At 39.6% G+C, this 17443-nt stretch carries 17 protein-coding genes and 2 pseudogenes; 10 read left to right on the top strand and 9 right to left on the bottom strand.

From position 1 onward, the window contains the following. Positions 1–160: 160 nt before the first annotated feature. From ACM03V_RS23010 to ACM03V_RS23000, 3 genes are all read left to right on the top strand, one after another. Positions 161–1237 (top strand): PIN/TRAM domain-containing protein, encoded by a 1077-nt coding sequence (locus tag ACM03V_RS23010; protein ID WP_414623125.1) that lies wholly within the window; start codon positions 161–163, stop codon positions 1235–1237. A 177-nt stretch (positions 1238–1414) separates the two neighbouring features. Then, a complete protein-coding gene (locus ACM03V_RS23005) occupies positions 1415–1597 on the top strand; it encodes a hypothetical protein (protein WP_414623124.1) in 183 nt (60 codons plus the stop codon). Positions 1598–1645: 48 nt separating this feature from the next. After that, positions 1646–2056, top strand: coding sequence for a nuclease A inhibitor family protein (locus ACM03V_RS23000; protein WP_414623123.1), 411 nt, complete (start codon positions 1646–1648; stop codon positions 2054–2056). Between the two features lie 62 nt (positions 2057–2118). Here the strand turns inward: ACM03V_RS23000 and ACM03V_RS22995 are convergent, their stop codons facing one another. The 4 genes and pseudogenes from ACM03V_RS22995 to ACM03V_RS22980 form a co-directional block, all read right to left on the bottom strand. Next, positions 2119–2916, bottom strand: a complete 798-nt coding sequence (locus ACM03V_RS22995; protein WP_414623122.1) for a DNA/RNA non-specific endonuclease — start codon at positions 2914–2916, stop codon at positions 2119–2121. Between the two features lie 343 nt (positions 2917–3259). Beyond that, positions 3260–3460, bottom strand: coding sequence for a zinc ribbon domain-containing protein (locus ACM03V_RS22990; RefSeq protein WP_414623164.1), 201 nt, complete (start codon positions 3458–3460; stop codon positions 3260–3262). A 30-nt stretch (positions 3461–3490) separates the two neighbouring features. After that, positions 3491–3598, bottom strand: a pseudogene (locus ACM03V_RS22985) (VOC family protein); the annotation flags it as partial. A gap of 83 nt (positions 3599–3681) precedes the next feature. Continuing rightward, the gene (locus ACM03V_RS22980; RefSeq protein WP_414623121.1) at positions 3682–3831 is read right to left on the bottom strand and encodes a hypothetical protein; all 150 of its coding nucleotides are present in this window, start codon (positions 3829–3831) and stop codon (positions 3682–3684) included. A gap of 91 nt (positions 3832–3922) precedes the next feature. Between ACM03V_RS22980 and ACM03V_RS22975 the strand changes: the two are divergent. Continuing rightward, positions 3923–5095, top strand: a pseudogene (locus ACM03V_RS22975) (RNA-guided endonuclease InsQ/TnpB family protein); the annotation flags it as partial. Here the strand turns inward: ACM03V_RS22975 and ACM03V_RS22970 are convergent. Further along, on the bottom strand, positions 5094–5432 hold the full coding sequence (locus ACM03V_RS22970) for a VOC family protein (protein ID WP_414623120.1): 339 nt from the start codon (positions 5430–5432) through the stop codon (positions 5094–5096). The pseudogene ACM03V_RS22975 and the gene ACM03V_RS22970 sit on opposite strands and share 2 nt — an antisense overlap. Before the next feature lie 117 nt (positions 5433–5549). Further along, the gene (locus ACM03V_RS22965) at positions 5550–6797 is read right to left on the bottom strand and encodes a vWA domain-containing protein (protein WP_414623119.1); all 1248 of its coding nucleotides are present in this window, start codon (positions 6795–6797) and stop codon (positions 5550–5552) included. Positions 6798–7258: 461 nt separating this feature from the next. Between ACM03V_RS22965 and ACM03V_RS22960 the strand changes: the two genes are divergently transcribed. From ACM03V_RS22960 to ACM03V_RS22940, 5 genes are all read left to right on the top strand, one after another. Next, a complete protein-coding gene (locus ACM03V_RS22960; RefSeq protein WP_414623163.1) occupies positions 7259–7924 on the top strand; it encodes an ATP-dependent Clp protease proteolytic subunit in 666 nt (221 codons plus the stop codon). A 204-nt stretch (positions 7925–8128) separates the two neighbouring features. Beyond that, positions 8129–8725 carry an ATP-dependent Clp protease proteolytic subunit gene (locus ACM03V_RS22955; RefSeq protein WP_414623118.1) on the top strand — a complete coding sequence of 199 codons (597 nt, stop codon included), beginning with the start codon at positions 8129–8131 and terminating at the stop codon, positions 8723–8725. 322 nt (positions 8726–9047) lie between these two features. Next, positions 9048–9686, top strand: coding sequence for a DnaJ domain-containing protein (locus ACM03V_RS22950; protein WP_414623117.1), 639 nt, complete (start codon positions 9048–9050; stop codon positions 9684–9686). Positions 9687–9850: 164 nt separating this feature from the next. Further along, positions 9851–10315 carry a hypothetical protein gene (locus ACM03V_RS22945; RefSeq protein ID WP_414623116.1) on the top strand — a complete coding sequence of 155 codons (465 nt, stop codon included), beginning with the start codon at positions 9851–9853 and terminating at the stop codon, positions 10313–10315. 79 nt (positions 10316–10394) lie between these two features. Continuing rightward, the gene (locus ACM03V_RS22940; protein WP_414623115.1) at positions 10395–10856 is read left to right on the top strand and encodes a hypothetical protein; all 462 of its coding nucleotides are present in this window, start codon (positions 10395–10397) and stop codon (positions 10854–10856) included. An 864-nt stretch (positions 10857–11720) separates the two neighbouring features. On the opposite strand, the gene ACM03V_RS22935 is transcribed toward ACM03V_RS22940, so the two are convergent. Further along, positions 11721–12545, bottom strand: coding sequence for a hypothetical protein (locus ACM03V_RS22935; RefSeq protein ID WP_414623114.1), 825 nt, complete (start codon positions 12543–12545; stop codon positions 11721–11723). 206 nt (positions 12546–12751) lie between these two features. Beyond that, positions 12752–13255, bottom strand: a complete 504-nt coding sequence (locus tag ACM03V_RS22930) for a hypothetical protein (RefSeq protein WP_414623113.1) — start codon at positions 13253–13255, stop codon at positions 12752–12754. 763 nt (positions 13256–14018) lie between these two features. On the opposite strand from ACM03V_RS22930, the gene ACM03V_RS22925 reads away from it, so the two are divergent. Then, complete coding sequence (locus ACM03V_RS22925; protein WP_414623112.1) at positions 14019–16766, top strand: carboxypeptidase-like regulatory domain-containing protein; 2748 nt, start codon at positions 14019–14021, stop codon at positions 16764–16766. Positions 16767–16924: 158 nt separating this feature from the next. Here the strand turns inward: ACM03V_RS22925 and ACM03V_RS22920 are convergent, their stop codons facing one another. Continuing rightward, on the bottom strand, positions 16925–17263 hold the full coding sequence (locus ACM03V_RS22920; protein ID WP_414623111.1) for a hypothetical protein: 339 nt from the start codon (positions 17261–17263) through the stop codon (positions 16925–16927). Between the last annotated feature and the right edge of the window lie 180 nt (positions 17264–17443).

Below are 17443 nucleotides of genomic sequence, written 5' to 3'. Positions count from 1 at the left end.
AAAAAAGCTGAGAATATTTGGTTATAATGATTGCAGATGGTTTATGAACAAGCCTGTAGGTTCACTGCAAATATTTATCTCTATTTTTAACCCGATTACATACAAAGTGACTTGAGTTGATTGGGTAATGCAGTTGCAGGAAAACAAACAAAATCAAATCATGTTTGACGCTATTATAATTTTTTCATTCGTCCTAGCAGCAACGGGAATAGGTTATTACAGCACCGATTTACTACCGATTGGTACGTTAGATAGTGTAAGTAACTTAGAAGCTTTGCGCTTAGTTATTGCGGCTTTTGCAGCCATTCTTGGCGGTGCGATCGGGCTGCGAGTCCAAACCGGATATCGCCGTTTGGAAGCCCAAGTCCGAGATTTGCCACTGGAAGTTATTCTGACACGTTCAATTGGTTTAGTAATTGGATTGTTGGTAGCTAACTTAATGTTAGCGCCACTATTCTTGCTACCGATCCCCGATGACTTCAGCTTCATCAAGCCATTAGTAGCCGTTGTAGGTAGTATCACTCTGTCTTATACTGGCATGAATTTAGCTGATACCCACGGACGCGGATTATTACGATTGATTAATCCTAATACAGTAGAAACGATGCTGGCCGAAGGAACTTTAAAACCTGCTGCTACCAAAGTTTTAGATACAAGCTGCATTATTGACGGGCGTATTGAAACGCTGTTAGATACCGGCTTTTTAGAAGGACAAATTATCGTACCGCAATTTATTCTGTTGGAGTTACAGCAAGTCGCTGATGCTAGCAAAGATCAAAAGCGGGTACGAGGAAGACGGGGATTAGAGATTCTCAACCGGATTAAGAAGTCTTATTCCGAACGCATTGTAATTAACTCGCTTGATTACGAAGAAATTGCCACGGTAGATGCAAAGTTGGTTCGGTTTGCTCAAGAAATCAACGCGACTTTGTTAACCAACGATTACAATTTATCGAAAGTTGCCAGCGTGCAGAAAGTCCCCGTTTTGAATGTTAACGATTTGGTAAATGCGGTACGTCCGAATTATTTACCAGGTGATAACATCGATTTGAAAATCCTCAAAGAAGGCAAAGAACCCAGTCAAGGTATCGGCTATTTAGATGACGGTACTATGGTGGTAGTTGAGGAAGGAAGTCCTTTTGTCGGTGGTGAAGTACGAGTAGTTGTTACTAGTTCATTGCAGACTTCTGCCGGTAGAATGATTTTTGCTAAACCCCAAGCTTCTGCATTTGCTTAAATGTTTGAAGTCTACTTTAACAATTCCATTAATTTAGATATCGATGCGGTTTAACTGCATCGATTGTTTTTTGATTAAGGGAGCAGGGAACGGCGAGCAGGGAACAGGAATAAATATTTTATATTTTATGATTAAATATTCTCTTAATTGATAATTGATAATTAATAATTGAAACAAATGGCGCGTCCATCACGTAGAAAACTTTGCTCCCTATGCAGTCAATCTGCACCAATTCTTTACCGAGTAAAATATCTTGAAGATGGCGATTGGGTTTTTTTATGTCCCCAATGTTGGGAAAAGGTTAGTCAAAATAACCCATTTTATGTTTATGGTGGAACTTGGAAAGCAAAGAAAAAGTAATTTTAATTAGTTAGGAGTTATAACTTTAACCTTTAACCTCATTGAATCATGAACAACAATGAATTTGATATTCCCAAAAAAATAAAATCGCTTTCCCAAGATTTAGTATGGATGAGCGAATCCGATTATCCTTTTGATACTTTTACATGGTCAAATCAAGAGGTTAAAGAAGTCAATACGCAGAATATATTACAAAAAACTCATCATTCCCTCGATGCTCCTGTCAAAGTAATAGATGTGGAAAAGTTTTTTCAACGAGCTACAGATGAAAAAGACTGGTACGACTCGCAAGAAATGGAAATAGCGAAAAAATATCAAGCTCTTGTAGAAACTTTAAAGCAAAACCTAGACAATATCCAAGTTTACAAGATTGGTGACGTTGAAATCGATGTTTACATTGTCGGACAATTAAAATCGGGGGATTGGGTTGGTTTGTCAACAAAAGCTGTGGAAACTTAACAATAGTTGTTAGTTGTTAGTTGTTAATTCCCAATTCCCAATTCCCAATGCCCAATTCTCTATTATTTTCTATCAACTTCACTTTCAATTACTTGCTGAATAGATTCTGGTACTTTAGTCAAAAAGTTGTAACCAGTTTTGGCTTCAATTTGATCGACTGAGACTATATATCTTTTCCAGTCATCGCCGGTATTTTGACGATTGGCTACGTTTACGGCGATAACTCTTGTATTTTCAGATATTCCTTGCAAACCTTGTCCGGGATTATCCAAAACTACAATCACTTTCCAAGTATATGCAGGTGCGGTAACTTCTTTTTTTCTACCAATTTTTTTAGAGCCACCATCAACACCAGCAATAATATAAAGTTCTTTGCCCTGCTTTACTAAATAACGGCAATATTCTTCTAATTCTCGCCACGCACCCCGATTATTGTCGGGAGTTTGCGGGACAATATTAGTCATTAAGAAAGTGGCTGAATTATCTTGTACAGTCGCAGTGCGATCGGCAGAAGGAACCATATGTCCTCGGTCGTAACCGCTACCAGTGTAATCGTTTGGTTTGACGCGATACAAATCTGATGGTAGCGAATCATCAGGACGAAAATCGTCTTGACGTTCGGCATTACCCAACCAGCTTTGATTGAGTTGCCAAGCTACCCAATTTGGCGTGCCTCGTTCCCGACTGTATGATAAAGCATATTGTGGTTTTATCATCAGGTAGTTATTCGGATTTTCCCCCGCATTACTAGGATTACCCATTGCTAAATGAGGACTAACTGGTTGTTGCAACAGCAGTTGACAGCCAGCAATCAAAGCAAATAGGAATACAAAAATAACAAAAACTAATTTTCGTTTCACAATGGTTTTTAGAAGTTTCCGTTTAGAAGTATTCCATTCTGGGGTAGTTTTTGCAAAGGGGGGAGCGCTACGAAATCAGTACAATCAAAAATTCATCCACCGCTTTATTTGTTATTCATCACGGCAAGATGAACCAGCATTAATTGCTTATCGTCTTTAAGTGTCTTCAGCAAAGGACTTTTAATAGCTTTTTTTGCGATCAGAATTTGTGCTTCTAATGGCAAATTCTCAAAGTCTATTTCTTGCTTGCGATGACTGTCTTTCTCCGGACAGTGCCATTCATATTTTAATAATTAAATATGTGACGCACCTACATCGATTCAAAGAATACGATGTAGGCTTCTCAGCGACTCGTCTTAGACGACATAAACTGAGCTTTTTTAAACAGGTCGTGCGCCCCACGATTCCTAATATTTATCGCTGCGTTCAAGTCCCTGCAAATATGGGTATGGCAGACGGGACAATTATGCATTCTTACTGACAGCGACTTTTTGACTTTATGACTACAATTAGAGCAGATTTGGCTTGTACCGTTGGGATTCACAGCTATTACTTTTAAACATTGCTTTAAGTTGTAAATTTCTAATGGTAAATTATCGGGATCTTTGAAAAAAGTAAATCGCTTGCCAGTAATTTGATCAATTCTAATATCTTCCACCGCTACACCTTTTGATTTTAGCTCAAACCGGAGAAGCCCCACACCCGACCCGAAGGGCGGTGTGGGATGAATCCGAGGATAAAAGGCTCGCGTCCTGAAATGCAATGTTAATTTATTGACGAGTTTTTTGGGGCAGCGAGCCTTTTATCAATCTCTTCGGATGGCAACGAGTCAATTAAATCTTCAAGAATTGCAGTCATGGTTTTATCTTTGCTTACCGCATATAGTTTTAACTTATTTAATCTACGTTCACTCATTCTTACGTCTAATCTTTTTTTACCCATATGTCTGTACGATGGCTGTATGTTGGTGTTACTATATTTATAGGTCGAAACAAGGAATAAATCAATGAGAACTTCTTGCCAGTACAAAATAAAGCCAACAAAAGAACAAGTAACAAAGATTGATAACACACTCAATATGTTGCGTCATCAATACAATTTTTTGTTGGCTCAAAGATTCAACTGGTATGAACAAAATCGTTGTTCTATTGATAGATGTTCTTTGATATGCCAGTTGCCCGAATTAACGGAACAACCTAATTATTACAATCAAAAAGCATCTCTAACGCAACTTAAAAAGGAACGTCCTTGGTACAAAGAAATTTACTCTCAAGTATTACAGGAAGTTCCGAAAAGAGTAGAGAAAGCGATGAACAGATGGTTAAAAGGTGATATTAATGGTAAAAGGTCAGGTAGACCTAGATTTAAAGGTGAAGGTCAGTACAGGACTTTTACTTATCAGCAATTTAAACAACATCATTTTTCAAATGAAGTTATAAAGCTTTCAAAAATAGGTGATGTAAAAGTAATTGTTCATCGTCCTATTCCGGGCGGGTTCACAATCAAAACTGTATCTGTCACCAAGAAAGCGGATGGTTATTATGTTACTTTGAGTCTTGATGATAAGACCGTACCAACAGTTAAACCTGACTTTGATACAGACAAAATCGTTGGTATCGACTTAGGATTGATAGACTTTTTCGTTACATCTGATAACGAACGTGTTGCAGCCCCAAAACATTTACGGAAAGCAGAGCGTAAATTACGTAAGGCTCAAAAACGTGTTTCTCGTCGCAAAAAGGGTTCTACCCGACGTAAAAAAGCTATTCATAAACTAGGTCAACAGCATAAAAAAGTTGCTGATACCCGCAAAGATTTTCACTTTAAAACAGCAAATAAATTGCTATCTAAATATGATGTAGTAGCAGTTGAAAAGCTAAATATAAAAGGTCTAGCTAGGACTAGACTTGCAAAAAGTATTCATGATGCAGGCTGGGGACAATTTATCTCAATACTTACAAACAAAGCCGAAAATGCTGGTTTGTTGGTAATACCAGTAAAGCCTCATGGGACTTCTCAAGAATGCTCAAATTGTGGTCATAAAGTAAAGAAACCGTTGTCGCAGAGAGTTCATAATTGCCCGGTTTGTAATACTTCTTTGTGTCGTGACCACAACGCATCAATTAACATCAGGAATCGTGGGGCGCACGACCTGTATAATCAAGCTCAGTTTATGTCTAGGGTTGCCTAGAGTCTCTGAGAAGCCCACACTCACCCGAAGGGGAGTGTGTGGAGTACGTCACACAGCGAACGGTTTCTTTTATATCATCCACTTCAAAGCAAAGATGTCTTAAACCGCAAGCTTCTGGGTTGCTGGATCTTTCTGGTGGATTAGGAAAGGAAAACAGTTCAATTTGGTCGTTTTCTCCAACTTTTAAATCTAATTTGTAAGAATTTCTCGAATCACGGAAGGTTTCTTGAATAATAGAAAAACCTAAAACTTCTGTATAGAATTTTTTTGAAACTTCGTAATTCGAGCAAATAATCGCTATATGGTGGATTCTATTGACTTTCATCTTTGGTTAGGGATTAGGAGTTAGGAGTTAAGAATTAGGAGTTATTTCTACCCCCTCTCCCCACTCTACCCCTTCTCCCCCCTCCCCTTTTTCCCGTGCCCAATTCCCAATTACCTATTACGAATCTTGCAATGTGGTTTTAGAAACGATTCTGGTTTTCTTCTTGTCAGCTTCTGAAAGTTCTTCTCCAGATTGCAAGCGAGTTGCAGAGGTTTGTAAAACGGTTGCTGCGCTGTTATCTCCCATTTGTAAAGCTGTTTTGGCTGCGGTTTGCAACATCGTAGCAGCACCGGCTCTATCTCCTTGTTGCAGTTTGGCTTCTGCTAGCTGAGTTTGCCGATATTTTGCTAATGCTAAAACATGAGGCTGAACTTGTGGACTAGCTACGGGTTGGTATGAAGAGGTTGCATTAATTTCTATGGGAATAGTATCTGAGAGCAATCCCGCCATATTGCTCGTTGGGTCGTCGTAACGAACTTGTAGTTGAGCTACTGTATGATTACCTTGGGCAAATTGTCCTAAATAAATATTTGCTAAAACTGTTCTTTTACTATCTTTCATTAAGTCACCCAAACGCACTGCAAAACGTCCGTCTGCTTCTTGTTGCACTGGCAATTCGATGGTATCGGGAAATACCTGGGCAACGGGTTTAAGTTCAGCTAACCGAACCTTGGGCATTAAAGAAAATAGCAGATAGGCATTGGTTAAACCAACAGTTTGAATGCGGCTGAATAATTGATTAAATTTATTTTCGGCTTCCTCTGGTTGTGCAATATGCGACAAACTACCACCGCCAGCATCAGCAATTTCTTCGAGAACATCTTGGTTCCAATTGTCGCCAAATCCAAGAGAATTTAAGGTCAAACTATAGTCAACTGCTAAGTTAGCGAACTTTATACAGCGTTTGTTATCGCCATGTTCGTTTTCACCATCAGTTAATAAAAAAGCTTGAGAAATAGCTTCATTTTTGCCCTTAGCTAATTCCTCTATACCTAAACGCAAACCTTCATCAATAGAAGTACCGCCATCGGCACTGAGACGGTTTATCTGTTGTTTTATACCTTCTCTGTCTTCAATTACCTGGTTGGGAATAAGTACCTTAGCCCGGTGATCGAAAACTACAATACTAAGGCGATCGCCATTTTTGAGTCGATCGACAATGCGGTTTGCGGCTTTTTTAACAGTTTCTAGCGGACGACCATTCATGGAACCGCTATGGTCTAAAATCAAGCATAAATTAAGGGGAACGCTACGGTCGAGGTTTTCTACCTTAGCGGTTAGAGAAACTGCCAACTGACGTTGAGAACTTGATTGATTTACGTCCAGATTGCTATCATTGAGTTCGGGCAACAAGCTTACTTTCATATTAGTTGCGGTTCCTTACACGGACTATATTATATATAAATAACTCCAGGAGGCAGCCAACTCGCTACGGAAAACTCCTGGTGTGGTTCAATTCTTAAATGATATTCATAATCGTGCTTGCTCAATAATAAAATTGCTCAGAATAAATTTTTTTCAGAGGGGGGAGATGGGGAGATGGGGGGACAAGGGGACAAGGGGACAAGGTAAATATAAGACAACTAACTACTAACAACTAACTACTAGTACAAGTCGGCGTAAATAAGGCAACCATTAAAAATAGCTGAAAAGCCTAGAAAATCAAACTTCTTACTTCTTACTTCTTACTTCCGCGAAGCGGTACTAGCTACTAACTACTAACTACTAAATTTGTAAAAAGCGAGAAATCCACACCTCCATTGTGGTTATCCGTTGCGTTAGGATGTTCTACAGTTAATAGCGTTAATTCAGGCAACGGTTGGAAAATGGAACATTCACCCATCAAGGCTATGCAAGCGCCTTATTCGGGCGACAATCTTTATCGCACACCACCCCCAGATTTACCTTCACTATTGTTGAAGGAGCGTATCGTGTACCTGGGAGCGGCACTGGTGCCAGAAGTTACTAAATTAATTATTGCCGAATTGCTTTATTTGCAGTCGGAAGATCCAGACAAGCCAATAAAAATTTATATTAACTCTGTTGGTACAAGTTTCGGCGACCAGCCTATTGCTTTTGAAACGGAAGCTTTTGCTATATACGATACAATGAGGTACATCAAGCCTCCCATTCATACTATTTGTATCGGTCAGGCTATGGGTATGGCAGCAATGTTACTTAGTGCTGGAACAAAAGGCTTTAGGGCAGCTTTACCCCATGCTTCAATTGTTCTCAAACAGCCCATTAGCGGTACAAGAGGACAAGCAACTGACATTCAAATCATGGCGAAAGAAGTGTTTGTCAATAAAGAAGCAATGATTGATATCTTTGCTCTCAACACCGGACAAGACAAGGCAAAGGTTAAAAAAGATATGGATCGCTTATTCTATATACCGCCAGAGCAGGCAGTAGAATATGGCTTGATCGATAGAGTTTTTGAAAGTAGGGCACAATTAGACTCCGAATCTGCCGCACCAGCTGGAGTTTTATAAACAAGCAAGTAGAGATTAAATAATGAGGATGAAATTTATTTAATTGTTCATCCTTTAACAAATTTCTCGCTGCAAGAATTTGGAGTTAATCGCCTATAGCGAGGGTAGGAATCAATTATTGCTATATGATAATTATTTCCACCTGCGGTATAGCTTCCACAATAAAGATTTTCATCCTCAATTAATTACAAACGGAGTCGAAATATGCCGATAGGCTATCCAAGCGTTCCTTATAAACTACCAGGGGAACAGTATACTCAGTGGGTTAATATTTATACTCGCCTCGCTCGCGATCGCATTATCTTTTTAGGTGATGAGGTAAACGACCAGATAGCCAACGAAATCATTGCTATCATGTTATACCTTGATTCCGAAGACCCAGGCAAAGATATTTTTCTGTACATAAATTCACCAGGTGGCGTTGTAACATCCGGCTTGGCAATTTACGATACCATGCAGCACATCAAGTCAGACGTGGTAACAATATGTCTTGGTTTAGCAGCTTCAATGGGTTCATTCCTGCTGGGTGGTGGAACTAAAGGTAAGCGATTGGCATTACCTCATTCGCGGATTATGATTCACCAACCTTCCGGTGGTACTCGCGGGCAGGCAACCGACATCGAAATCGAAGCCAGAGAAATTATCCGGATTCGCCATCAGCTAAACGGCATTTACGCCAACAATACTGGTCAATCAATCGAAAAAATCGAAAAAGACATGGATCGTGACTTTTTCATGTCTTCTGAAGAAGCCAAAGAATATGGCTTGATTGACAAAGTGATTGAAGAACGACCAGTTTAGAAGAGATGGGGGGATGGGGATAGGGCATAGGGAATAGGGCATAGGGAATAGGGCATGGATAATTTAGGAATTTTAAACTGAAATTTTAAAGCTACTTATCCAATTACGAATTACCAATTCCTAATTCCTAATTCCCCATGCTCCATGCCCCATTCCCATTCCTTGTAAACTTGTCCGTGATGAACTTTAAATTATAAATTTAGTCTTTATCATTAGTGGCTTCAGCAATTAGCTGAAAATGTAATATAATCAGTCACTTACTTTAATAATTACAATAATTAGGTAAGCTGATAGCTGTTAAAAGTGCTTCTGATAGCTCAAAATGGATCTTTTAGATTGCTACCGTTTATTGGGTTTAAGGTCGGGAGCTTCTTTTCCCGATATCAAATCGTCTTATCGCCGACTTGCACAGCAATATCATCCCGATATTAACCCGGATGATGACAGAGCTAAGGAAAAGTTTATTGCTCTGACTGAGGCATACAAATTGCTGTTGCAAGTTATACCGCCGACCGCCGACAATTCTTATCAAAACGTGTCGCAAGCTGTAGAAACGCCGCAAAAACAACCGACTCAGGTTAAGGAGACACGGCAGCAAAAAGCACAGGAAGTACCTAAGCAGCCGCCACAGCAGCCACAACCGAAACCTCCTCATGTTGCAGAAATTGAGCGACGCTTGAAGTGGAAGACTTACGAACAGCTACAAACATTTCTCAAGGAAAGACGTTTCCCGCAAGCCATTGCATTAGCAGAAGCTTTAGTGGAACGTTTGCCCCATGATGCTGAAGTACGGCAGTGGTTAGCTATATCATATCAGCTTTGGGGAAGAGCGTTAATTGCTGAAAAACAGTTACTTAAAGCGAGAATATTTCTTAAAAAGGCTTTAAAAACCGATCCTAAGAATAAGTCTTTGATTAACGAGGTGCAGCGCGATTTTAAAAAGTTGGAGCAGGTTTTTTAAAGGAATAGGGAACAGGGAGTAGAAAGTAAAAGACAGTCGTTTATCGTATCTTGATTTTTTTAGTTGAATTTACGTAATTTTGATGAAGCTAATCGGCAAGCTTAAGTAATATTACTTGGTTAATGATATTCTTCTCTCAGCGAAGATAATTAAACTAGTCCCGTATGCTTAATCGTATAGCTTCAGCTTTTTTTTTGACAACGGTATTTACCGCTATTTTCTCAAATCAAATTACGTTAGCCGAAAGCGTGAATGTTTACTTTAGCGGCACAGTTGAACCTCGTGCTAGTTTCAGTAGCTATACCCCCGGCAAGATAGAATCAATTATTTCTGGCAAAGACGCTAAAAGCACGAACGGGTTTACTAATATAACTCCTGCGAAAATTAACGTCCAAACCAGCACCCCTACAACAATTAGCGTTTCTTCTCCCCAACTTTCTGGTACCAATATAGTTGATACAGAACATACTGCGACTTTAAAAGTTGATTCCCAGGGAGTTAGCGGTAAAAATATTACTTTGCCAGCGGGTAAAAACACTGTAGAAATAGATATGCCATTAAAGCAAAATCCTGTGCTTGCTCCAGGAACTTATACTTATGACGTTACTTTAACTATGGTGAATCCATAGAAGTTAAGTAATATTGCCGAAGTGGTTAATAAGGATAAATAGCTACAAAAGAATGCGTAGATTAACCGAGCTATTTATAATGTTATACCGTTTGGCGATCGCCTTTGGCGTAGCGAAGCTTTTCGCTTCAGGATTATTACTCACAAGTTTTACTAATTTTGCTCCAACTGCGTTAGCTGAGGTGAAATTCAGCAATGTCAATCCCGGTGTTATTGAGACGGGAGGGAATATGAAGGTATTAGAGTCAGTAGTACCCGCAAATATTAATGTAAACGTTCCCCCTGATACGACTGCTCAAATTACAGTTTTATCACCCAACTTGATATCCGCTCCTTCGGAAGATCCAGGTGGTACAAAAAGGATCGGATTTTTAAAATTCGGCTCAAATAACCTCAGCAGCGACGGGAATAATGCTACAGCAACTTTACCTGCTGGAGATACAAATTTAGAAGCAGGATTGCGGGTAGAACGTCCGGTTTCATTTACCCCAGGAACTTATAATTATGCTGTGAATCTCAGCGTTACGATTACACCGCAATAGAAAACCTCACCCTCGCTTTACAAATAGGTAAATCTCTCCCTCTCCTTAACAAAGAGAGGGTTGGGGTGAGGTTGTATTTATTGTGAATTGAATTGTAGTAGTTAAAGTAGGTTGGGTTAGACACGAGCGGGCAATTCAATTTATAACCCAATATTTATAATCCTCGTGTCGTAACCCAACAACAGCATTTTGAATCTCTACCGGAACCGCGCACAGTGCCCCTAATTTTTAATTATGGGGGTGTAGTGCGCCCTTGGAATTTATTCGCCAGTCTCATTGGACTTTACGATATATTGATTAAAGCGGTAAAGCGCACATTTAAAAAGCCTAGTAGGTAAGCGCGGACAGACCCCGATCCGGAACCCTGGGGGCAATAAGCCCAAAATCTTGTACGCCACTTGCTTTATGCCGGGAAACCCGTCCACCGCAGTGGCTCACAAATATGGGAGTCAAAGCAAAAAATTCAATAAACCATTCCAAACGCGGTCGGGCAGTCCGTGTAAGCTTGTGGACGTATCCTTTCCGGGGAGATTTAAATACTTGTATTTAGATTTCTAGGGCGGACGGATGAAGCAAGAATCCCCTTCAATTTATTGATGGGGAGTGTCAAAAACAAGATGTTGGGTTACGGCGCGATCTTAATTTTAGTTAAAAAGCATCATACCGGAGTGCGCCTAACCCAACCTACAAAACTCTATACCTTTTTAAAAGATAAAAATTCATGCAAAAAATGCGTTGGTGTTCGAGATAATGCCCTCTCCCCTTTCCCCTCTGCCCTTCTCCTGGAGAGGGGTGCCCTTCAGGGCGGGGTGAGGGAGAAAGATTATGGTTGTTACCAGCATAAAAATTGTATGAACAAAAAGATTATCTCGCAGGAATCGTCACTTTAACGTTAAAAGGAATCCGCTCTTTCTTATTTACTCCCCATCCCAATTCACCAGTTAACTGATATTCTCCCGGTGTTAATTTGGGTTGATTTTTATTGAGAGATTTCGCGGTAAGATAACGCTCTGCTTCTGCTAAGACGGTTGTATCGGAAATATTTCCTTTCTGAATTACTTCTTTCCCTTTCTTTAGTTGCCAATCTCCGGCTACTATTGCCGATGCTTTACCTTTGTTGCTAACTAATAGCTGAATTTGATTATTTGGATTAACTCTAGCGCTAGCGAAACTTAAATTTGGTGAAATATCGCCTTTACGAACGTACAAAGCAACGCCGATACGAGGGATAATATTAGTTTGTAAAGTGACGTTGGTTTTAGAATCGGTTTCTGTTATCGTTCCTCTTTTCAAGTTTTCGGTAAAAATCATTGTCCGATATTCGCCATCGGGTAAGCTGGGGGGAAAGCGGACGATAAAACGAATATTCCGCTTTCTGGATGCTCCTACCTGTAACTCTCTGGGAGAAAATTGGAGGTAAGGAGCTAAATCTGTGGGGCTTTTAGATAAGGTTTTGAATCCGGTTTCTTTATCGTAGGTGAAGGGTGAAGTGTAAACGCGAGCGCGGAAGTCTTTAGAATCTGTGTTAGTAACGCTAAATCTACCTTGTGCTTGTCCGCGTTTGGCTTCAGTCTCAACTACCATCGGGGAAATTGAAATATTGGCTTTAGCGATTCCCGACAATAAAAAGCTAGATAGCAAGACGCTAGCTAGCGGTAATGTAAATCTTCGGATAGAAGCGAAATTCATCGATAGTTTAAATAAGTGACGAGTAATTTTACACAAGCGAAAAAAATATTAAAGTATATCGGCATATACTGAGTAAATCGGTTGGAAGCTTGCAGGCTCTACCAACCGATTTAGTAAAAATTAAATTCGATTTTCTGAGGGAACCTTTATCTTGTTTTAATAGGTTCCTTCTTTGTTTGGAAGGATTAAACTAAAAACTAAACCTCTTAGTTAGGAGAAGCAGTTACGGTTACATTGTATTCATAACGACCTTCAGGTAAAGGTGTAGTGCTTTCAACTCGCAGATCTACATCAACAGGAACATCAGTGTTAGAAGAAGTGAGTGAAGCTTCGCTAGGCGTATTACTTGTAAATCCAGCATTAGCTGAGGAAAGTGTTGCTGCCAAAGTTGAAGTGGTAACATCAAAGTCTTCAGGTACTTCTGGGTTTTCGTCTACAACAGCAGATATTATGCTATTACTATTACAGTTAACTGTAATGCTACCTGACATACCACCACTAGGATCACTATCAGGTACATTTGAATCAAGAGTATTAACATCCACAAGTCCAAGGGTACCAGGTTGAGGATTGCTTAATGTACAAACAGAACCAACAGTACCTGTAAATGGAACAGGTTCAGTATCCGCAACCTGAGCGTGTGCATTAGGTGCAAAAGCTACAGCACCAAGAAGAGCGAAACCAGCAGTTAAAGCTAAACGACGAATCATAGGAAATATCTCCGGTAAGTGAATATTGATTGATTGAAACTGAGAAAAAATCAGCTTAAATGTTGCTTCATTAATTTAGGAAAAATCAAAATTAAATTTTGAGAGAGCAAAAACGTTCAAAATCAGTAATAGCGTTCTGAAAATCACGAAAATTTGCTATTTCTCCATAAATTATTATCTTAAGCAAAGATAAATCCCAATTTTAATTAAGGAAACTTTTTCTTCTCAATCACGACGGCAATAAACCGCTCGTTATTAGAAATGATGGCTTTGATAAGTTAATTTTGTCTTCAGCGATATTACGCAAACAAATTTTGATTAAAAACCTATTGAAACCCTTGATTTTCTGTAGCTAAACTGCATAATTGTGGATTCCACGGTTATCATCCGATTGTAAAGTTGCTATAAATGATTCGCTGAGATTACTGGAAATATTAGTAATTATGTTTCTGTAAAATTACAGCTACTTAAATGGATTTACCATCGTAGCTTTAAATTGCAACAGTTAAAAAACTGTTAATCTTTATCGTTTCAAACATCAATTCTTCTTAGAGGATGTAAGAATGCGTCTAAATGTTTACTAAGAACCTCTCTCTAAATCTCTCTCCTACTAGGAGAGAGACTTTGAAACCCTTATTTTTCTGTTCCCCTTCCCTAGCAGGGAAGGGGTTAGGGGTTAGGTTTTTATGGTTTTGATGTTAAATATGCCGACTTTTCAAACAACCTCTTACTGCCGTTTTTAATCAATTAATTTAAGCTTTCAATGCAAAAACTATATTGGCTGTTAGCGCTTGTTTCGATTGCCGTTTTTAAACATACTCCGAAAGCTATTGCTCAAACAACAGTTAATCTTTCAGAATTAAGCGATATTAAGTTAGATGATTACGAAGCAGATGAAACTGCTGATGACTTAATTAAAAGATTAAAGCAAAGTAAAGCTGAAAAAATTATAAATTTACGTAATTCGCTATTAAAAGAAGAAAATAAAACAGAAAAACCTTTAAATTCCCCCAATACTTCAATAAATATCGCTTCAGCTAACTTTAGTACGTTTCCCGTGGGCTTAAATATCGGTAAGCGCAATGTGAAAGCGGGTGTTTTGGTAAGGGGAAATGAAGATGGTGCCGAAGCAGTTGATTTTCAAAACTGGCTTTTACCTTACGATGCGGTAATTTCAGCGTTGAACTTGAACGTAACAACTTTACCAGATGGACAATTAGAAGTTCGCTCTCCGGGAATTGTCACTCGCATCAATCCCGAACAGCTTCGCAATGATTCGGAATTAGGGCTTGTTTTTTCCATAGCAGACTTACAAAGATTATTTGGAATCAGTGCAAAGTTTGATATTGATGATTATGCAATTGTCTTCGATGTACCCTGGCTGAATAAAACGAATAATAGAATCGGACAAGCTGAAATTCCAGTCATACTAGACGGATTACCGCGCTTTCAACCGGGAAATTTCAATATTGCAGCAGTCGAACAAAGGATAGATGCTAGCGGTAGCGGAAATGGTTCGACAAATTTTAGAGGTGATTTTCAAGCTGTGGGTACGGCTTTTGATGGTTCGTGGTTTGTGCGTGCGAATCAGCCAGATTTATGGGATGGAGGAAGCTGGAAGATATCGGAAGCGCAGTATTTACGACAAACTGATAAAACCGATTATTTTGTGGGTTCTCAACCTAGTTTTTGGCAACGATTGGGAACTGGTGGAGAATATTGGGGTTTAACTTTTATTCAGCGTCAGGGATTCAATCCACCGCAAACTTTTGGTGGCGGTACTTCCGATCCTCGTCAACGGTTGCAAGCGGATCAAATCGGACGTACTGTAACTGGTAGAGCGGAACCCGGTACTTTGGTTAGGCTGGTGCAAGGTTTCGGTAATAACGTTATTGCCGAAGTTTTGGTTGATTCTTCCGGGATTTACCGCTTTGAAAATATCACCACTCAAAGAGGATATGCTAACTACCGGGTTTTTCTTTATCCCCAAGGAAGATTAACAGCACAACCAGAAATTCGCGAAGCTGCTTTTACCACGGTACCCGGACAAATTCCTGCTGGTGCTTCGGCTTGGGTTGTATCTGGTGGTTTGCAAAGAGATTTTTCGGGAAATGATAGTTTATTAGGGAATTTCTCTGAATTTCGCGGGGGAATTGCCAGACGTTTGGGTGTGTCGGAAACTCTAACGCTAGGGTTTGGGGGAGTTTACGATGAATCGTTGAGAGGTTTGGCAGAATTATTTTATCGCCCTAAAAATATTCCTTTACAGGTAGCGGTTTCAGCTTTAGCGGGTGATGGGATAGATGTGATTTCAGATATTCGCTTCCAGCCATCAAATAACTTAATTGCATCATTTACTAGCGATCGCCTTTCCAATCGTTTTAATGTTAACTGGAGAGTATCTTCGGGCTTGAGTTTATTCGCTAATACTTCTAGCCGCAATGCAACAGAGGGGGGATTGCAATTTAATTTCAGCGGTAAAAACTTCTATACATTTGCTCGCGCTAGCTTGGATACCGACAGCAATTTACGATGGAATTTGCTGCAACGTCTTGGAAAGCTGGGATTAAATCTTCAAGGAAATGAAATCGGCACCTCTTCCGAACTTGCTTATAACTTTTCTAATGCTAGATATTCCAACACCGGAAGCTCATTACTTTTAAATTACGACACCCGCAGCAATAATAATATCAGCGATAACTTACTTACTCTCGGCTGGCGGTATCGTTCGCCACAACGCGCTTTTGACGGTAATTATGTATGGCAAGCTGAGTTAGGTTACGGTATGGGTTCCCAAGGTAACGGCATAGTAGCAACTTTAGGAACTACAGTTTTACCTGGAATTATGTTGCAGGGAAGATATCAGGGAGTATCTTTAACTAGAAATGATTCTAGCTTTAGTATAAATTTAGTTTCTGGATTGAACTTGCAGCAGGGAATTCGCCCAGGAGATAGACGTTCAAAATATTTTCGTACTCAAGGCGGTTTAACGATTAAGCCGTTCTTAGACAGTAATAATAACGGTAAACGGGACTCTGGAGAGAAAATTTATACAGAGAATTCAGATTTGCTGTTAATGGTGAATAATAAATCAATTAAAAGTTGGCGATCGCACGTCCAAAACGACCGCATAACGGTACGTCTCCCACCAGGAAGTTATCGTCTGGACTTAGATCCAGCAGGTTTTCCGTTAGATTGGCATACTAGTACAAATGCTTTAGCAGTAGATGTTGTAGCGGGTAGCTATACTCCGATAATGATACCCTTGACTCGTTCCTATACCCGTACCGGAGTTGTTACCGATAGCACCGGAGAAGCAGTTGCAGGTACAAGAGTAGAAGCTATTGGAAAAGATATACGAAAATTTTCCGTTACCAACGGTGCGGGAGTTTATTATTTAGAAGGATTGCAGGAAGGGGAATATGAATTGCAGATTAATGGGAAATCGGCGGGTGAGTTGAAATTGCAGGAATCAGATGAAGCGTTTGGGGAGTTGAATTTAAAATATTAATGGGGATTGGTAATTGGTAATTAGTTTGAGTAGGTTGGGTTAGACACGAGCAGGCAATTCAATTTATAACCCAATATTTATAATTCTCGTGTCGTAACCCAACAGCCGCATTTTGAATAACTTAAGATATTATTGAATCTTCACAAACTACAAATCTCTTAAATCCTCAAATTAACTTCCTGCATAGTTTCCGAATTCCCATCAATCAGAATCTCTGCCGGTTTTGAACTTTGATCGTTAACTCTAAACCCTGCACAAGCAGCATTTTCGCGAGTATTACCGCTAGCGCGAAAGCTCACACCCCGGAAAGCACGGTAGTTTGCGCGGAATCTTTGGGAAAGCTTGTCACTATTTAAGTTTAAATCAAAATCGTTTGATGGACGAAAGCGAATATCGGCATTATATTCTAAACCTTCATCGGTTCCCAACAACCCAGAAAATGCAACTTCTAAAGGGAAACCAGAAGGTTGATAGAATAATTCTCCCAAACCCAGCATTGATTTATCGTAAATAACACCCGTACCTAAAGTTAAATCTTCGGTGACACCAAGACGATAAGCAACACCACCGCGAAAATCGTTAAAGTTACCAAGTAGAGAATTTGAGGTATTTTCTCGTTTCCATGCTCTGCGTGGAAATACTTTTTTGTGGGCTGCTGTCTCTAGCTACAGACGAGG

The sequence above is a fragment of the Calothrix sp. CCY 0018 genome, from assembly GCF_963920925.1.
Classification (GTDB): Bacteria; Cyanobacteriota; Cyanobacteriia; order Cyanobacteriales; family Nostocaceae; genus Rivularia.
This window is presented reverse-complemented; position numbering and strand designations above follow the sequence as displayed.

What these genes read in the sequence shown, in the direction of transcription:
- ACM03V_RS22935 (WP_414623114.1), bottom strand. Translation starts at nt 12,545, where the DNA reads ATGAATTTCGCTTCTATCCGAAGATTTACATTACCGCTAGCTAGCGTC.
- ACM03V_RS22970 (WP_414623120.1), bottom strand. Translation starts at nt 5,432, where the DNA reads ATGAAAGTCAATAGAATCCACCATATAGCGATTATTTGCTCGAATTAC.
- ACM03V_RS22960 (WP_414623163.1), top strand. Translation starts at nt 7,259, where the DNA reads ATGGAACATTCACCCATCAAGGCTATGCAAGCGCCTTATTCGGGCGAC.
- ACM03V_RS22955 (WP_414623118.1), top strand. Translation starts at nt 8,129, where the DNA reads ATGCCGATAGGCTATCCAAGCGTTCCTTATAAACTACCAGGGGAACAG.
- ACM03V_RS22945 (WP_414623116.1), top strand. Translation starts at nt 9,851, where the DNA reads ATGCTTAATCGTATAGCTTCAGCTTTTTTTTTGACAACGGTATTTACC.
- ACM03V_RS23010 (WP_414623125.1), top strand. Translation starts at nt 161, where the DNA reads ATGTTTGACGCTATTATAATTTTTTCATTCGTCCTAGCAGCAACGGGA.
- ACM03V_RS22925 (WP_414623112.1), top strand. Translation starts at nt 14,019, where the DNA reads ATGCAAAAACTATATTGGCTGTTAGCGCTTGTTTCGATTGCCGTTTTT.
- ACM03V_RS22930 (WP_414623113.1), bottom strand. Translation starts at nt 13,255, where the DNA reads ATGATTCGTCGTTTAGCTTTAACTGCTGGTTTCGCTCTTCTTGGTGCT.
- ACM03V_RS23000 (WP_414623123.1), top strand. Translation starts at nt 1,646, where the DNA reads ATGAACAACAATGAATTTGATATTCCCAAAAAAATAAAATCGCTTTCC.
- ACM03V_RS22950 (WP_414623117.1), top strand. Translation starts at nt 9,048, where the DNA reads ATGGATCTTTTAGATTGCTACCGTTTATTGGGTTTAAGGTCGGGAGCT.
- ACM03V_RS22940 (WP_414623115.1), top strand. Translation starts at nt 10,395, where the DNA reads ATGTTATACCGTTTGGCGATCGCCTTTGGCGTAGCGAAGCTTTTCGCT.
- ACM03V_RS23005 (WP_414623124.1), top strand. Translation starts at nt 1,415, where the DNA reads ATGGCGCGTCCATCACGTAGAAAACTTTGCTCCCTATGCAGTCAATCT.
- ACM03V_RS22920 (WP_414623111.1), bottom strand. Translation starts at nt 17,263, where the DNA reads ATGCTGGGTTTGGGAGAATTATTCTATCAACCTTCTGGTTTCCCTTTA.
- ACM03V_RS22965 (WP_414623119.1), bottom strand. Translation starts at nt 6,797, where the DNA reads ATGAAAGTAAGCTTGTTGCCCGAACTCAATGATAGCAATCTGGACGTA.
- ACM03V_RS22980 (WP_414623121.1), bottom strand. Translation starts at nt 3,831, where the DNA reads ATGAGTGAACGTAGATTAAATAAGTTAAAACTATATGCGGTAAGCAAA.